The sequence below is a fragment of the Cohnella soli genome, from assembly GCF_042655525.1.
In the GTDB taxonomy this organism is placed as follows: Bacteria; Bacillota; Bacilli; order Paenibacillales; family Paenibacillaceae; genus Cohnella; species Cohnella soli.
Genome location: NZ_JBHSMI010000030.1, coordinates 26,584 through 43,870 on the forward strand (window position 1 = coordinate 26,584; position 17,287 = coordinate 43,870).

The following is a 17,287-nucleotide window of genomic DNA, read 5'->3' on the forward strand; positions in this document are numbered from 1 at the left end:
CCCCCGCCGTGTCCAGCCGTACCTCTTCGCTCGCCTCTCCCGGCGCGCGTTTATGGCGCCAAAGGCGCCTTGCGTCAGAGCGCAGCAGAATGGCGATCGCACACCACCTGCCATACCCAGCATTATGTGAAATTTCGCCCAAACGCTCGCAGGGGGCAATTACACGAAAAAATCGAACAACTCACTCTCGAACGGGGCTCGCAGGGGGCAATTACACAAAAAAATCGAATAACTCACTCTCGAACGGGGCTCGCAGAGGGCAATTACACGAAAAAATCGAACATCTCACCCTCGAACGAGGCTCGCAAGGGGCAATTACACGAAAAAATCGAACAACTCACTCTCGAGCGGGGCTCGCAGAGGGCAATTGTACGAAAAAATCGAACATCTCACCCTCGAACGGGGCTCGCAAGGGGCAATTACACGAAAAAATCGAACAACTCACTCTCGAGCGGGGCTCGCAGAGGGCAATTGCACGAAAAAATCGAACAACTCGCTCTCGATCGGGCTCGCAAGGGGCAATTACACGAAAAAATCGAACAACTCGCTCTCGACCGGAGCTCGCAGAGGGCAATTGCACGAAAAAATCGAACAACTCACTCTCGAACGGGGCTCGCAGGGGGCAATTACACGAAAAAATCGAACAACTCGCTCTCGATCGGGGCTCGCAGAGGGCAATTACATGAAAAAATCGAACAACTCACGCTCAAGCCCAGTCAATCGGTCGACTTATCCCGCGGCACAAACTCCGATTGCTCGCTCGACTGCTCCGTCTTATTTTACATATAGTTAACAAAAGTATGCATTAATATTTACAATGTGTTGTTTTTAGTTGCTTTTCTGTGTTATTGTTTGTGTTAATAAAGCTTAGGCTGGTGAATTCTCTTATGGCATTATCCATTGTTCTCGTATTATGTTCCGGATTGGCGCATGCCGTGTGGAACTTGTTCGCGAAGCAAAGCACTGACAAATCGGTGTTTCTATGGGCGATCTACTTGCCGACGACGGTATTGCTGTTGCCGACGCTGGTGATCGAACTCTCGCGCACTGCGCTTTCGCCGAACGAATTGCTGACGATTGTGTTGTCGTTGCTTCTACAAAGCGCGTACGCCGCGATTCTCTCTTTCACTTATCAAGCGGGCGATCTTTCGCAAGTGTATCCGATTATGCGCGGGACGCCGACATTGCTGACACCTGTTGCAGGTGTACTCTTGCTCGGGGAAACGCTGCCTGTATGGGGATGGGTCGGCATTGGCGTTATGCTGGTCGGTTTTTTAGTTATGGTCGGGAGGAAGAAGGAAGCCGCCTCAGCGGTTTCTCGTTCCAGCAAGCCAGTGCTGCTCGCGCTAGGAGTCGGACTATGCATAACGACGTACACGCTCGTCGACAAGATCAACTTAGAGACGTTGTCCCCGCTTGCCTTGCTTGAGGTGACGAACATTGGTTTCTTGCTTGGCCTGACTCCAGCCGTCTTGCAGACTGGCCGGCTGCGTCGCGTTGTTCAGTGCCATATGCGAATTATCTGGATCGGGGCGATTTTGTCGCCGGGCTCGTATTTGTTGTTTCTGATCGCCGCCCAGCAAGCGAACGTTTCCGCAGTTGCTCCGTTGCGCGAGGTCGGTATCGTATTTGCGACATTGCTTGGGCTGTTCGTGCTGAAGGAGTCGCAAGGACCGCGTCGTATAACGGCATCCATTGCCGTCGTCATGGGCATTATATTGATCGCTTCTTCGGCATCCTGATTCGAAGGGATAACGTCAAAGCGTCGATTCGAAGAGCTAGCTTCGCTAGCCGCTTCGAATCGACGCTTTTTCCGTTACGACTAATTAGAGCGCTGCCCGCGAGCGCCATTCTCGGACGTACGCCCTTCCGGTTCATGGCGCGGCTGATCGCGAACGATTGTCCCGTCTTCCAGACGAATCCACGTATCGAAACTTCTTTCGCCCTCGCGCAGCTCGATGACTCTGGCGCCTGCAGCAAACGGTCGGCCTAAATAAGCGTCGCGTGTCGTACGGCCGTAACAGAGGCGAATACCATGCCATTCCCCCCAGAAGTCGTTGCCGTGGTCATGTCCGGCAAACGTGCCCATCACATCGCCTCGCTCGATCATAGCGGCGAAAAGGCCGGAGTTGATCCAAGGCGCGCAAATGATGTCGTGGCGCTCCCCGTAACAGACGCCGAAGTCCCATACATCGTTATACTCCGGCAACGGAATGTGGAAGAAAGCGAGCGAAGGCAACGGTGCGCCATCGTTCTCGTTCATTAGCCGGTACGATTCCCCCGCGTACCACTCGATCTGGTCGCGGCGAATCCAGTCGTAGAAGCCCATGCGGCTATGCTCCAACGGAGAATAGCTTCCCGAATCAAGGAAATAGAGAGCAGCGGCAGCATGGCCGTCCTGGCCGGCGACCGTGGACACATAATTGCCCGAGCCATGAACGCCCGGAGGGTCCATACGCGCGCGATTAAGCGGATAGGTCAGTTGAAGGGCGTGCAGCTGTTCCCGCGTGATCGTGCCCTCGGAATCGTGGTTGCCGAATATGGCCGCCCAAGGCACGCCGAGGCTTTCCGGCACGGCGCAGGCGCGGCGAAAGGCGGCTTCGGGGTCTTGCAGTCCCGCGGAAGCGATGACGTCCCCAGCATAGACGATGAGATCCGGCTTCTCCGCCTCCACAATGCGAATCATCCGTTCGACCATCTTTGTTTCTGCATCGTCGGGTAAAGAGAATTCGGGATCGGAAAATTGCACGATTTTGAACGTTCCGTCGTCCTTATAACAAAGCTTCCTGCTCATGCCGATCGTTCCTCCTCGACTGCTAACAAACCTTCTGGCACTTTTGCGTCCCAGTGCTCCGGCGACTTAAGCCCGAGAGCCCAGGCCACTACTGCTGCCGTATCGGTGATCGACACTGGACCAGCAAGCGGACCTTTACGAATGCCGGGGCCGATGCAGCCCCAGAAAACATTCCTGTCCATCGGATGCTCGCTGCCGTGATTGTACTTATCGGCACCGCCGCCGCCGTGATCGGTCAGCAGGAGGATCAGGCTGTCCTCGACGAGGCCGAGCTGCTCTAATTGATCAAGAACGCTGCCGATTCTGGCGTCGGAAGTACCGATCATATCCAAATATTCAGGGCGATCCGGACCGTACCCGAATCGGTGTCCGGCTCCGTCCGGCTCGTCCAGTTGAAGGAACAACAGCCGGACGTCCGGATTTGCCGCGACGTAATCATTTAACGCCAGTACAAGCTCGGCATCGGGAAGCGATACTTTGTGAACGCCGAAACCTTCCTCTATGATTCCAGAGTTGATCGGACTCCACCCGACGAATGAAGCAAGCTTCGCTTCCGGAAATTCGGCCCGTGCAAGCCGGAATAAAGAAGGGTGGGGAGAATCATCCCGGAACGGTTCGCTCGCCGCTTTGTCGTTGTTCAGCCCGTGAACGGCCGGTGGCACGCCGTGGAGAATGGATCCCCAACATTCCGCGCTGATCGTGGGCATCTCGGCTAGCGCTTCGAAAGTATATGCGCCCTTTGCCAGCCAACGATCCAAGTACGGGGTGTTCGCTTGCTGTACGAAGTTGCCGGCGCCGTCCATCCCTAGAATAAACACCCGTTTGACTTGTTGCGCTAGGTTCATCTGTCGTCGACTCCTCTATGGATCAATTATATCTGAAGTTGATGCGAGTCCGCCCGCCGACTTCCACGTAGAACTCGCAATCTGAGCATACAAAAGCGATGGAACGGGCGTCAATACGAGCCTTTCGCGCGGCAGCAACTAGTCATCAACGTGTCATTGCAAAGTCATCATCCTAGTAGTTGGGCCGGTTTACACCCCTATATAATGAGTATCGTGAGATGGCAAACAGAGAGGATGAGCCGAATGACAGCGCTATCAAAGCTGGAGGCAGAGAGAACCTCGCCGACCCGATCCGGCAATTTTCTCAGGCAGGTGAAGAAATACAAATATTTGCTCATGATGATGATCCCGGGATTGGTGTACTTGTTCATTAACAATTACATTCCGATGTACGGCGTCATTCTGGCATTCAAAAGTTTGAATTATCAAGACGGCATGTGGGGCAGTCCTTGGACAGGCATGGACAACTTTAACTTCCTGTTCAGATCTCCGGACGCATTTCTGATCACCCGCAATACGATTTTGTACAACGCAGCGTTTATCGTCGTCAACTTGGTCCTGTCGCTGCTTGTCGCGCTCTTAATCAACGAGATTAAAGATAAAGTCGTCGCTCGGTTTTACCAGAGCACTTTCCTTCTGCCGCACATTATTTCCATGGTTGTCGTCGCCTACCTCGTATACAGCTTCCTGAACGTGGAGAGCGGTTTGATCAATCGCCAGTTCGCTCGCTTGTTCGGTATGGAGGCCATTGCATGGTACAGCGAACCGAAGTATTGGCCTTACATTCTGATTATCGTGAACGCATGGAAAAACGTCGGATACTTGGCCATCATCTACTTCGCGGCTATTATCGGTATCGACAAAGAGTATTACGAAGCAGCTAAAATAGACGGCGCCAGCAAGTGGACGCAGATGACTCGTATCACGTTGCCACTCATTATGCCAGTCATTATCGTGATGTCGCTGCTCGCAATCAGTTCCATCATGCGTTCGGATTTTGGCTTGTTCTACCAAGTGCCGATGAACTCCGGACCGCTTATGCCGACTACGAACACGATCGACACTTACGTCTATCGGGCGATGACGAAACTCGGTGACATCGGAATGTCTTCCGCCGCCGGACTTTACCAATCCGTCGTTTGCTTCTTCCTGATCCTCGGCGCCAACTTCGCGGTCCGCCGATTCAGCAAGAACGACGCACTATTCTAACAGAGGAGGACAACGCCGATGACGAATTTCATTCGTTCCCGCTCTCCGTTCGTACATGTCTTTTTCTGGCTGTTCACGATCGCATCATTAGTGCCGTTCCTACTCGTCTTTATCGTATCGATCACCGACGAGGATTCAATTCTGAAGAACGGTTATTCCTTCTTACCGAGCAAAATCAACTTCGCGGCTTACGAGTTTCTGTTTAACGATTTCTCGCAGATCGCGAAAGCTTATGGCGTTACGATCGTCGTGACGTTGATCGGAACCATCATCAGCTTGCTGATCACCGCCTTGTTCGCTTATCCGTTATCCCGTAAGGACTTGCCGATGCGGCGTACATTCTCGTTCATTCTGTTCTTCACGATGTTGTTCAGCGGCGGGATGGTGCCGTGGTACATCACTTACGTAACGATGATCGGTCTCAAAAACACGCTCGTTTCCATGATCATTCCGAACTTGCTGCTAAGCGCCTTTAACGTCTTGCTAATGCGCAGCTTCTTCGCGAATACGATCCCGGAATCGATCGTCGAATCCGGAACGATCGACGGCGCAGGCGAGTTGACCATTTTCATGAAGCTGGTCGTGCCGTTGTCCGCGCCCATTATGGCGACCGTTGGCCTCTTTAACCTGCTAGCCTACTGGAACGACTGGTACAACTGCATGCTGTTCATCGACAAGCCGGATTTGATGAACATTCAGTATTTAATGACCAAGACGCTCAACAACGTGCAGTTTCTGCTTATGAAGGCTGACAGTTCAAGCCAGGTCGGGGAATTGCTCGCCAAAATGCCGACAGAGACGGTCCGGATGGCGCTTGCCATCGTCGGTGTCGCTCCATTGCTTGTCGCCTATCCGTTCTTCCAGAAGTACTACATCAGCGGGATTACCAGCGGCGCCGTAAAAGGATAATATTTGCTGCTGTTCTTCTAATAAAAAAGGGATCATACTAGAGTCGAAAGGAATGGTACAGTTGAAGAAAAAGATGTACACCGCTCTGACCGCAGTCGTATCGACCTCATTATTATTGGCCGCATGCGGCAATAACAACAATGGAGGTTCGAACTCGTCTCCAAGCGCATCTCCAAGCGCGAGCTCTTCTGCGGCGGCAAGTCCTTCGGGCAATTCGGAAGCGAGCAATTTGAAACCTTACAAGCTTTCCTTATACTACCCGGGCTCCATCCCTCGCGATTTGTCGGCCGTTCAAGATGAAATGAGCAAATATTTGACGGAAAAGATCAATGCCACGATAGAATTGAAACCGATCGATTGGGGATCCTGGACCGACAAAACGAACTTGATGAAAATTTCCGGAGAAAGCTTCGACCTGATTTTTACAGCGGGCTGGTACGGTTACGCTCAAGATGTGTCTAAAGGACAGTTCCTGGAACTGACCGACCTGATGGCGCAATACGGCAAAGACATCCCGGGCGTGCTCGGAGATGATTACATCAATGGCGCGAAAATCAACGGCAAATTGTACGGCATCCCGACGCACAAGGAGTTTGCTCAAGGATTCGGTTTCCTCTTGAACAAAGACCTTGTCGATAAATATAAGTTTAACGTTGATGGCATCAAGTCGCTGGAAGATATGGAAGCGATGTTCAAGACGATAAAGGAAAATGAACCGGGTGTCGTGCCAGTTGTCAGCAACCGCTTCGCAAATACGTGGGGCGGGGCCAACTACGATCTGGACGGCAGATTGCCGCGTGACAGCAAAGAGCTGAAAGTTATTGATAATTTGACGGATCCGAAATATATTGACTTCCTCAAACGCATGCGTCAATGGAACTTGAACGGCTGGTTCGATAAAGACGTTGTTACTTCGGACGACAGCGACCAAGCGATGAACATGATCAAAGCGCGCAAAGCGTTCGCGATCGGCCAATCGCTGAAACCGGGAAAAGACAAAGAAATGACGGTATCGACGGGGGTTCCTCTCGTTCAAGTCGAAACGGCTAAGCCATACACGACAACGGGCGAAGCGAACGGTGCGATGCTCGCGATTTCCCGAACATCCAAAGATCCGGAAAGAGCGATGATGTTCCTGAACTTGCTTCAAACCGACGCGAAGTTGCTGAATATGCTCGATTGGGGTATCGAAGGCAAGCACTACGTCAAGAAGTCCGAGAACATCATCGATTATCCGGAAGGTGTAACGGCTGAGACGCAAGGCTATCCTAGCCCGGGCGGATGGATGTTCGGTAACCAGTTCATCTCCTACTTGTGGTCGAACGAAGATGCGGATAAATGGGAGCAATTCGAGAAGTTTAACGCAAGCTCCGAACGTTCTATCGCTCTCGGCTTTATGTTCGACGAGTCACCGGTTAAGGCGGAAATTGCGGCGACGAATAACGTGAAAGACGAGTTTTATAAAGTGTTGAACGCAGGAGCAGTCGACATCGACTCGACAGTGGCGAAGTATAAAGCAAAACGTGACGCTGCGGGATACCAGAAGATTTTGCAAGAAGAGCAACGTCAATTGGACGAGTGGGCCAAATTAAAACAATAAAATAGGTAGGTAAGGTATGGAGCTGGGGAGATGGATACCAGCTCCTCCTTCCTTTTCCTGTTCCTGTCGAACAAGCTATGGCACAATAACGTGATGGAAGCGGATCTGAAGCTTCCGATTCCGAGGAACGGGTGAGCCGAACGCGATGAATCCGAAAAGAACCCTTCGTTTCAAGCTGATCGTAGGTTTTGTTACTGTAACGCTGCCTCTGGTCTGTTTGCTGTTATACAGCAATTACACGGGATCAAATTCGGTGCGGGAACAGGCGGTAGAATCGAACAAAAGTATGATTAACCTGTATTCCGGGCAAATCCAAACCGCGCTCGCTACGGAAACGAATTTCTTGTACGATTTCGCCGCATACGACGCCGATGTTTTGTCGTTAAACAAATATGAGCTCAATTCGACCGATTATACGTTGACCACGGTTCGCATTATGAACAATCTGAACAAATATCACCGGTTTGACAGCACTGCAGACATTCAATTCACGTATTCAACCGTGCATCATGATCTGATCCATACGAAGATCAATCGCGACACGTATGCCGAGACGATTGCGGTGACCCATTGCATACAGGATGAGATTGAAAGATCTACTTCCGTTAGTCCGTCATTTAATGGGTGGAAAACGGTCAGTTGCGGCAGCGAATTCGGCTTGATCCGACTTGTCGACTCCGGTGCAGGCGTATACGTCGGTGCTTGGGTCGTGCTCGATCATCTCATGGTGCCGCTCGAGCTGATTCAGCTTGGAAGGGAAGGGTTTGCCGCTTTCGCGAATCGCGAAGGCCGCTTGTTCCCGGGCAGTGTCGACAACGGCAACTTCTTCAATACCCCGACTATCGACGTTCAGGCAAGATACCAGCGATTCAAAGGCATCAATGACGCTTACATCGCAGTCAATCATCCGATTACGATGACAGACGTGACGTTAGTCGCCTTCATTCCCGAAGAGCGGATGCTGGCGAATCTGAAGTTGTTCAGGCAGCTTCTTTCCTGGCTTCCTTTGTTCGTTTTCGTGCTGCTTATGCTGTATTTGATCTACCTCAACATCATCATCATTCGACCGATGCATGAATTGCTCAGAGGCATGCGTTCCTTGAAACGGGGGGACTGGACCTTTCGGATCAACGGCTCCGGTTCGAAAGAATTTTACACATTCATCGAGACGTTTAACGACATGGCGAACCAGATTCAGCAACTAAACGTTAACGTCTACGAGGAGCAGCTTCGCACGCACAAGGCCGAGCTCAAACATTTGCAACTGCAGATCAATCCGCATTTTCTGCTCAACAGCATTAACGTCGTCTACAATTTGGCACAGATCAAGAACTTCGCGATCATCCAGGCGATGTGCTTGAATTTGGTGAAATATTTCCGATTCACGACCAAAACGGGGCAGCCATTCGTCACGATAGCCGAAGAGCTGGAGCATATGGATAGTTACTTGCGCATTCAACAGTTGCGGTTTCCGGGGAAAATAACGTTCGACATTGAAGTGGACGAAGACGTGGAGGGCACGCCGATTCCTCCGCTGATCGTTCAGCCTTTTATCGAGAACGCGGTTAAATACGGCTTCGATTTTATGGACAAACCTTTTCATATCGTCATTTCGGCGATGCGGGAAACAGACGGTAAAATTTGTCGCATCCGAATTATGGACAATGGCAGCGGGTTTCCTTCGGAGGTGCTGGAGGCGCTCCAAAGCGGCGCGTATTACGATCGCAATGATGACCAGCATCTGGGCATCTGGAATTGTTATCATCGGCTGCAGTTGCTGTACGGGAGCGAGGCACGGCTTGCTTTCTGCAACGGCGTCGAGGGTGGAGCGGTCGTGGAGATCGCGTTTCCCGTCGAGCCTCCCGGATCTATGAATTGGACGGAGAAAAACAACGGAGAAACCTAAAGCCGGACGAACGGCTTAAAGGGGAAGCGGAGGTGGCGCGTGTGAACGTGCTGATCGTCGACGATGAATTGTACGCGGTCATGGGGTTAAAAGATGCAATCGATTGGAACGGTCTGGGCGTAACGGAAGTTTTCGAAGCCTTTAATATGAGAGATGCGGTGAAAGTGTTCGAACAACATCGCATCCATGTCATGATTTGCGATATCGAGATGCCGAAAGGGACAGGTATCGAGTTGCTAGAGTGGGCGAATGAGCACTCTCCGTATACGGAGACGATATTTCTAACGGCACACGGCGACTTCCGGTTCATGCAGCGAGCGATACAGCTCAGCAGCTTTGATTATATGATGAAGCCGGTGGAGTTCGATGCGCTCGAGAACACGCTTCGCAAAGCGATTGACGCCGTTGAACGGAAAGCCGACGAACTGGGGCAGGTCGAGAAATACAAGCCGTATTACGAGCTGTGGAACAAGAAGAAAACGCTGCTCAGCGAACGGTTCTGGTATGACCTGCTTGCGGAAAGAATCGTAGCGACGCCGGAAACGGCGAGAGGATTGCCAGCCGAGTACGGCATCGCGCTGCCGCCGGACGCATATGTTCTTCCCGTCATGGTCAGCGTGGAGGACTGGAAGCGGGAGCTTAGCACTAGGGACGAAGAGGTGATGGAGTATGCGATCCGACAAACTGCGGGCGAGCTCTTGATCGCAACCTCGAAAGGCGAAGTCGTGCAGACGAAACACGGAGTAACGGTGGCGATCGTCTACGTGTCCCCGGGAGAAAATGTCGCTCTCCGCGAAGGAATCGGCGATAGATGCAATCGCTATGTCGAGGCGTGTAATCAGTATTTGAACTGCGCGGTTTCGTGTTACATCGGAGAACCGGTGGAACTGCACGAACTGACGAAAATGTACAAGGCTCTATTGTCGATGGAATACAATAATCTCAGCGAGTCCAATCGGTTGAACTGGCTGCGAGACGTTAACGCGGAGACGGTTGTCGACTTCCGCTTGCCCGACTTTGCAGCATGGGCATTATTGCTGGAGAACGGCAAGGACGAAGAGTTGATTCGCCTTCTGAAGGGCGGGATCGCGGAGCTTGGGTCGGACAGGCGATTCGGGGCGAGTGCGCTGCAGGCTTATTACCAAGGATTCTTGCAAATGATTCATTATTTGCTGCAGAAGAAGGGGCTATCTGCCCATCTGCTGTCGCAGGATGCGGGCATCCCGCAGCCGCAATCGCCGCCTCGGACGCTCGAGCAACTGGAAAGCTGGGGCATTAAGCTTACCCGCACGGTACACGGCTACTTATTCCGGCAAGATTCCGTCATTCATCGCCTGAAGGCACACATTGCCGACCATCTCGGCGAGAACATCACCAGGGAATCGCTGGCGGAATACGTTCATTTGAACCCCGCTTATCTTTCCAGGCTGTTCAAGAAGGAAACCGGCTGCAGCATTACCGATTATTTGTTAGCCGAGAGAATGCGCATCGCCAAAGAGCTGATCTCCCATTCAACGATTCCGATCTCGGAAATCGCTCAGAAGCTTGGATACGGCAATTTCTCTTATTTCTCGAAAATGTTTAAAAAGGTGTATCACGCGAATCCGCAGCAAATTCGTAAGCTGACGGGAGACTAGACTAGCATAGCAACGGAGAATAACTGAAAAATCCCCTTCGGGCCGCAAGCCGCTCTTTTCGGGCGCTGCGAGTCCAAAGGGGATTTTGTTTAGAAATCTTCGGTACGTATAAGTGCTTTATTAATATTTGACGCCTTCCGAATATTTATTGCCTGCGTTCCAGAGGAGGAACTCTTTGACCCCGCTGTCGTTCAGAGCTTTAATCTGCGCTTGGACTTCCGCGGCTCCGTATTTGGTGTAATGGCCTTTACCGAGCCAGCTTGCAGTGAAATCCTGAATCCACGGTCGGATCACCGGCTTGGCTCCTGCCAAAGGGTCGAGTTTCTTGTGCGTATCATCCATAGCACCCTTGATCGTGGCGTATGGTGCATTGTCCGGATCTTTCTGTCCGAACCAGCCGGTGCTATAATGGCTCGGATAAATCATCGGAGAGATGACATTCACAGCGTTGGAAATTTTTACGAAATCTTGCCCGATGCCTTCGGCGGCCGGAACGGATGCAGCGTAGCCGAAGATGTCAACGGAAACCCGAACGCCAAGCGGTGCCAACTGCTTCTTCGCATATTCGACGAATCCTGTGACGATGTCTACGCGGCTAAGGTCCGACTTCGTAAATTTCAGGCTGTCGGCTTTTTTCTCGAACCCTTCAGGAAACCTGACGTAGTCGAACTGGACTTCCTTGAAGCCGAGTTTGGCCGCTTCCTTGGCCATTTCGACGTTGTAATCCCATACTTCCTTGCGGTAGGGGTTGACGAATTTGTCCCCGTTCTTATTTTGCCAGAGCGTGCCGTCTTTCTGGACGTAAGAATATTCGGGATGTTTTTTCGCCAGAACGCTGTCTTTAAATACGACAACCCGTGCAATCGGATAAATTTTGTGCGCTTCGAGCGTCTCCATCAGCTTATGTATATCTTTAATGTAAGGCTGCGGATTGCCGAGTTTTTGTAAAAGAGGATTATCCGTCTTGTAAGTAATGTTGCCGAGATCGTCTTTCACATCGATGACCATCGTGTTCAATTCGGTTCTGTCGAGCAGATCGAGCAAGGTAGCCATTCTTGCTCCGCCGGCGCTGTAAGCCGTCACGTATATCCCCTTGACGACGGGGGCTCCGGGTTGCGGGTCCGCCGTCGAGGTCGGCTCGACCGGATTAGTAACGGTGCCGCCTCCGTCACCACTCGTCTCGGATGCCATGCTTTGAATAGTTGATGTAATCGCTTTCCATACCTTGCCTTTTTCCTGCGGGTGGTGACCTTCGGTCGATGCATTCAGCAACACGAGCAATGCCAATAAAATATTCATTTACCATTCTCTCCCCATCATCCCTGTAACAAAATTATAATCGAGATAGAGAAGAGTAGACACAGGTATTTTGTAGTATTTTGCCGAGAACGACTAGGAAATTCGGGCGGTTGGCCATCCAGAAGTATACAAGTGATCAGCGCTTACGAAACTCGCCGATGACATCCACGGTTTGAACGACGTTCACGAACGCTTTTGCATCTACCTCGCGAATTAATTTGCGTAACTCGGCAAGCTCGTAACGAGTCGTTACCGTCATAAGCATATCGCGTTCTTCGCTTGTGAAGGCGCCTCTTGTTTTCACGATCGTAACGCCTCGCGGAAGCTTGAGAAGTCTGGAAGCCAGTTCCTGTGTCTCATTCGTGACGATAAAGGCAGTCACCTTATGATGCGGGGTATGGACAGCGTCAATTATTTTTCCCGTTAAGTAGATCGACAGCATAGAATAAAGAGCGGCGTTCCAATCGTTGTTCAGCAATCCAAGCGCCGTAACGACGACCGTGTTCAGCAGCACAGTAAGAATGCCGACGGGTAAATCCCTCGAACGTGATATGATGGAAGCGACGATGTCGAAGCCGCCGGTAGAACCGCCATATCGGAGGGAAACGGTGGAGCCAAGTCCGACGAGCACGCCACCGAATACGGAAGCGAGCAGTCGATCGTTCGTTAACATCGTTGCCGGTATGACTTGCATGGCGATCGAAGTGGAGATAACGGTGACAACGCTGAGGAAAATGAACCTTTTGCCGAGTCTGCGATATCCCCAGAGCAAAATCGGGACGTTCAGGGCAAAATACAGCCAGCCGATATTCCATCCGAGCACGTAACCGACGATCATGGCCACACCGGACATTCCACTGCTCAGTAGTTTGGCTGGAATGAGCAGCAGTTGAAAACCCGCGGCAACGGCAATTGCGCTTAGCAGCATCAAAAATACGGGGCCGATTATGGTAAATCTCTTCATGTCAGCACTCCTTGCCTTTGACGGATCGCTTCCTTCGATTAAGTTCCCCCGGGCGATGGCGATCATGCAACGATTGGTATCCGTTTCCTAACACTGGAGTTAGGAGCGGGGGTGTGCTATAATGAACTGATCATTTTTTTGGAAGCCGTAAATTGAAGGCCCAACACAGAAGGAGATTGAAAAAGTTTGAGCACATTTGCAGAGTTTGGTTTGGAGTCCGACGTTCTTCAAGCCATATCGGAGATGGGATTTGAAGAAGCGACCCCAATCCAAGCGAAAGCCATTCCCGTTGCCATTGCCGGAAAAGACATGATCGGGCAAGCGCAGACGGGCACAGGTAAGACCGCAGCGTTCGGTATACCGCTCATCAGCAAAATCGCGCAGAAAGAAGATCGCATCGTCGCCTTAATCATGGCGCCAACCCGCGAGCTCGCGATTCAAGTATCCGAAGAAATTGAGAAGCTTGGACGTTTCAAGGGACTTCGTTCCTTGGCTATATATGGCGGTCAAGACATCTCACGTCAAATCCGTTCCTTGAAACGGAAACCGCAGATCATTATCGGCACCCCAGGTCGTTTGCTCGACCACATCAACCGCAAGACCATTCGCCTGGACGACGTTCAGACCGTCGTTCTCGACGAAGCGGACGAAATGCTCGACATGGGCTTCATGGAAGACATTCAGTCTATCTTGAGACTTGTTCCTGAAGAGCGTCAGACGCTTCTGTTCTCGGCTACGATGCCTGCGAACATCCAGAAGCTGGCGCAACAATTCCTGCGCGAGCCGGAGCATGTCAAAGTCGAATCCAAGCTGCTCAGCGCGCCTCTTATCCAGCAATATTATGTTGAAATTCAGGAACGCATGAAATTCGACGGCTTGACCCGATTGCTGGACATGGAACCGCCGGAGCTTGCAATCATTTTCGGCCGCACGAAACGCCGCGTCGCCGAGCTGTCTGAAGCGCTCATGAAGCGCGGATACGCTGCGGACGGCTTGCACGGCGACTTGTCGCAGAATCAGCGCGATACGGTTATGCGCAAATTCCGCGATGGAAGCATCGACATTCTGGTTGCGACGGACGTAGCCGCACGCGGACTTGACGTCTCGGGCGTTACACACGTCATCAACTTCGATTTGCCGCAAGATCCTGAAAGCTACGTTCACCGGATTGGTCGTACGGGCCGTGCAGGCAAAGAAGGCACATCTTGGTCTTTCGTCACTTACCGCGAAACCGATCACTTGCATTTCATCGAACGAGTTACGCGTCATCGCATTTCCAAAAAAGTGCTGCCGACGATTTCCGAAGCGATGGAAGGCAAGCAGAAGATTTTGGCTGAGCGTATTATGGATACGATTCGGACCGAAGAGGAAGTTAATCCGTTCAAGTGGGTGGCCAGCCAATTGCTTGAGCAGTATGATTCCGTTGAACTGCTTGCCGCTGCGATGAAATTGCTGACAGGCGACAAGAAAGACGTCAACATCGAACTGACTCCAGAAGACCCGATCCGTTCGAAGAAACGCAAATTCGAAGGTGGGGGCAACCGCGGCGGCTATGGCAGCAACAACAGCGGTCAACGCCGTCCATACGGCAGCGGTCAAGGCGGTAGCGGCGGCTCGTGGCGCGGCGGCGGTCAAGGTCGCAGCGACTCGCGCGGCGGCAGCTCCGGCGGCTACAACGGCGGTCAACGTCGCCCTTACGGCGGTGGTCAAGGTCAAAGTCGTTCCAGCTATGGCGAAGGCAACCGCGACGCAGGTCGTGGACGTCCGGAACGTCGCGATGACTATCGCGGTTCCCGTTCCTCCAGCGAAGATTTCGTGAAGATCTAAATTGAATAGAAGTTCAAAAAATCGGTTGTAAGTATCGAGTAGGCTTTCAGAGATACTTCGTAAACACAATCGGTTTTTTGAACTACCTTTATAGTGTCACCAGGGAGGAAATCCTATGGAAATGCGTGGCATGATGGGCGGCTTCTATAAGCTGTCCGAATGGATCATGAGATTGTCGGTTACTAACGTATTGTGGCTCGTCACTTCCATTCCGTTCTGGTTTCTTTTGCTTACCGGATTGTTAGGTTCGGAAACGGCGGATCAATTAAAAGCGAGCATTATTACGCTTGCCGTCGTCGCTCCGTTCACTTTGTTTCCTTCGACTTCGGCGATGTTCTCGCTCGCCCGCAAGTGGGTGCTCGGAGATACGGACGTTCCGTTGTTCAAGACGTTTTTCCGTAGCTACAAGCAGAATTACGTTCAAGCGATGATCGGCGGCGTCTTCTACGCGTTGCTGTTCGCGATCATGATCATCGATTTTCAAGTGTACTTGAAGCAGATGAACGGTTTCGCGATTATCGCCTATTTGTTCATTGCGTTGATGGTACTTCTGCTCGTTTCTTTGCTTCACTTCTTCTCTCTGTTGTCTCATTTTCATATGAAAACGGTTCAACTTCTCAAAAACGCGCTGATATTGACGATCGGCCGTCCTATCCGTTCGTTTATGATGGCGATTGGAACGGTGGCGATTATGTTTGTCAGCATGCCGAAACAACTGGGCGGCATGAACTTCACGTTCCTTATCCCGTTTTTCTTCGGCAGCGTTATCGCGATCTACACGTATTATAATTTCAACATTATCATCCAGAAGATGATGTTGTTGAAGGATGCAGCAGCCGAATCGGACGAAGGACAAGCTTCCGAAGATACCGATTCCGAAGAAGATCGTAACAACGAAAAGTAGTCCCAGGGCTAACCATTTTACTTTTGCGTTCCGCGTGCTTATAATGAGAATACTCCTGCCTTGTGCGTTACGGCGCTTAATTGTTTTGAACCAATGTTTGTTTCCAGGGAGCTCTACATCGTCCGGTAGCTGACATGCCCCCGAAAAGGGAAGTCAAAAGCCGATCTGCGAGCACCCACCTGCCAAAGCAGGTTCAGAAACATGCACGTCGGACGGCATAGGCGGGTTTTCTCTATCCTTGGACGTTTTTGCCCCGAGGCGAGGCGTGGAAAGGCATGAAGCAGCGTCAAGGGTATCCGGAGGGAGAGAGGGAATTGAAACGGTTTTTGATCGGTTTAATCCGCAGTCATGAGCATACGAGCGACAAAGCGAAGGACCCGAAGTTGAAATCGCACTACTATCGGCTTTCGAAGGATCGTGCATGGGAAGAAGTAGGCAATATTTTGAAGAAAATGAAGGGCTATAAAGTTCTTCACGAAGTGCAGAACGTCGGAGAAATTGTGGTGGAGAAGAAGTCAATGTCCGGTCGAACGATGGATATTACGATCCAGGTTGTCGGTACGGGTCCCATCACTACGGCTGTCGACATCTACTCCGCGTCTCGCGGGTCGCTTGGCGATCTGGGGGCCAATTATCGAAATATTCAAGAACTTTATGCGGTGTTCGACAAGAAGTTATCCGCTTATAAATTATAAAGAAGTTGTCTTATAAAAAAGGCGAGGAAGGCGAATGCCTTTCCTCGCTTTTTGTTCATTAGGTGTTTGGGCCGAATTTAGATCAGGCTTTTCACGGCAGAGACTGCCGCCTCGTAGTTCGGATGCTCGGTCATTTCGTTAAGCACTTCAACATAAGTAATTTTGTTGTTAGCGTCGAGAACGAAGATAGCTCTCATGTCGAGGTGGAATTCCTTGATGAAGACGCCGTATGCTTTGCCGAACGCATTGTCTTTGTAATCGGACAGAAGAACGACGCGGTCAACGCCGGCGGCGCCGCACCAGCGAGCCTGAGCGAACGGGAGGTCCGCGCTCACCGTGAGGATGACGACATTGTCCCCAAGTTTGGAAGCTTCTTCGTTAAAACGACGGGTTTGTGCGTCGCATACACCGGTGTCGATAGAAGGAACGACGCTGATCAATTTGACTTTGCCTGCGTAGTCTTGCAAGGAAGCCGTCTCGAGTAAGTTTTTGTTAAGCGTAAAGTCCGGAGCTGTTTCTCCCGCCGTAAGCGTAGGGCCTACGAGTGTGATGGGATTGCCCTTAAATGAAACGGAACGTTCTTGGGACATATCGGTAATCCTCCTTATGGGTGGTTTTGCCGTAATTATTATAATCGTTATCGGACACCGTTGTCCAATCGTTGGAAATCGATCGAGGCGTTCGGAAAGGGCGGTTCA

14 protein-coding genes and 1 other RNA gene are annotated in these 17,287 nt (G+C 51.4%); 10 read left to right on the plus strand and 5 right to left on the minus strand.

Annotated elements, in window-relative coordinates; genetic code table 11:
• Positions 1–887: 887 nt before the first annotated feature.
• Entirely contained in the window at positions 888–1,742 is an 855-nt protein-coding gene (locus ACFPOF_RS23310) for a DMT family transporter (protein ID WP_378137186.1), read from the plus strand.
• A gap of 80 nt (positions 1,743–1,822) precedes the next feature.
• Here ACFPOF_RS23310 and ACFPOF_RS23315 read toward each other — a convergent pair whose 3' ends face one another.
• Together ACFPOF_RS23315 and ACFPOF_RS23320 are read right to left on the minus strand one after the other, a co-directional pair.
• Positions 1,823–2,794 carry a metallophosphoesterase family protein gene (locus tag ACFPOF_RS23315; RefSeq protein ID WP_378137188.1) on the minus strand — a complete coding sequence of 324 codons (972 nt, stop codon included), beginning with the start codon at positions 2,792–2,794 and terminating at the stop codon, positions 1,823–1,825.
• Entirely contained in the window at positions 2,791–3,639 is an 849-nt protein-coding gene (locus tag ACFPOF_RS23320) for an alkaline phosphatase family protein (RefSeq protein WP_378137190.1), read from the minus strand. Before ACFPOF_RS23320 ends, ACFPOF_RS23315 begins: the two co-directional genes overlap by 4 nt.
• A gap of 243 nt (positions 3,640–3,882) precedes the next feature.
• On the opposite strand from ACFPOF_RS23320, the gene ACFPOF_RS23325 reads away from it, so the two are divergent.
• The 5 genes from ACFPOF_RS23325 to ACFPOF_RS23345 all read left to right on the plus strand — a co-directional run bounded on the left by ACFPOF_RS23325 (position 3,883) and on the right by ACFPOF_RS23345 (position 10,900).
• On the plus strand, positions 3,883–4,848 hold the full coding sequence (locus tag ACFPOF_RS23325; RefSeq protein WP_378137192.1) for an ABC transporter permease: 966 nt from the start codon (positions 3,883–3,885) through the stop codon (positions 4,846–4,848).
• Positions 4,849–4,866: 18 nt separating this feature from the next.
• A complete protein-coding gene (locus ACFPOF_RS23330; RefSeq protein ID WP_378137194.1) occupies positions 4,867–5,757 on the plus strand; it encodes a carbohydrate ABC transporter permease in 891 nt (296 codons plus the stop codon).
• 52 nt (positions 5,758–5,809) lie between these two features.
• Positions 5,810–7,357, plus strand: coding sequence for an ABC transporter substrate-binding protein (locus ACFPOF_RS23335; RefSeq protein WP_378137196.1), 1,548 nt, complete (start codon positions 5,810–5,812; stop codon positions 7,355–7,357).
• A gap of 145 nt (positions 7,358–7,502) precedes the next feature.
• Complete coding sequence (locus ACFPOF_RS23340) at positions 7,503–9,263, plus strand: sensor histidine kinase (RefSeq protein ID WP_378137198.1); 1,761 nt, start codon at positions 7,503–7,505, stop codon at positions 9,261–9,263.
• Positions 9,264–9,304: 41 nt separating this feature from the next.
• Positions 9,305–10,900 (plus strand): response regulator transcription factor, encoded by a 1,596-nt coding sequence (locus tag ACFPOF_RS23345; RefSeq protein ID WP_378137200.1) that lies wholly within the window; start codon positions 9,305–9,307, stop codon positions 10,898–10,900.
• A gap of 120 nt (positions 10,901–11,020) precedes the next feature.
• On the opposite strand, the gene ACFPOF_RS23350 is transcribed toward ACFPOF_RS23345, so the two are convergent.
• The gene (locus ACFPOF_RS23350; protein WP_378137202.1) at positions 11,021–12,199 is read right to left on the minus strand and encodes a putative glycoside hydrolase; all 1,179 of its coding nucleotides are present in this window, start codon (positions 12,197–12,199) and stop codon (positions 11,021–11,023) included.
• Between the two features lie 136 nt (positions 12,200–12,335).
• A complete protein-coding gene (locus tag ACFPOF_RS23355) occupies positions 12,336–13,163 on the minus strand; it encodes a YitT family protein (protein WP_378137204.1) in 828 nt (275 codons plus the stop codon).
• 186 nt (positions 13,164–13,349) lie between these two features.
• Here ACFPOF_RS23355 and ACFPOF_RS23360 point away from each other — a divergent pair, with 186 nt between their 5' ends.
• From ACFPOF_RS23360 to ACFPOF_RS23375, 4 genes are all read left to right on the plus strand, one after another.
• Positions 13,350–14,990, plus strand: a complete 1,641-nt coding sequence (locus tag ACFPOF_RS23360) for a degradosome RNA helicase CshA (RefSeq protein WP_378137206.1) — start codon at positions 13,350–13,352, stop codon at positions 14,988–14,990.
• A gap of 115 nt (positions 14,991–15,105) precedes the next feature.
• Positions 15,106–15,894, plus strand: coding sequence for a YesL family protein (locus tag ACFPOF_RS23365; protein WP_378137208.1), 789 nt, complete (start codon positions 15,106–15,108; stop codon positions 15,892–15,894).
• Between the two features lie 49 nt (positions 15,895–15,943).
• Positions 15,944–16,126: non-coding RNA, 6S RNA (gene ssrS, locus ACFPOF_RS23370), on the plus strand.
• 43 nt (positions 16,127–16,169) lie between these two features.
• The gene (locus tag ACFPOF_RS23375; RefSeq protein WP_378137210.1) at positions 16,170–16,589 is read left to right on the plus strand and encodes a DUF1499 domain-containing protein; all 420 of its coding nucleotides are present in this window, start codon (positions 16,170–16,172) and stop codon (positions 16,587–16,589) included.
• A gap of 77 nt (positions 16,590–16,666) precedes the next feature.
• Here the strand turns inward: ACFPOF_RS23375 and tpx are convergent, their stop codons facing one another.
• Positions 16,667–17,179: a thiol peroxidase gene (gene tpx, locus ACFPOF_RS23380; RefSeq protein ID WP_378137212.1), complete on the minus strand. Its 513-nt coding sequence runs from the start codon at positions 17,177–17,179 to the stop codon at positions 16,667–16,669.
• Positions 17,180–17,287: the final 108 nt, after the last annotated feature.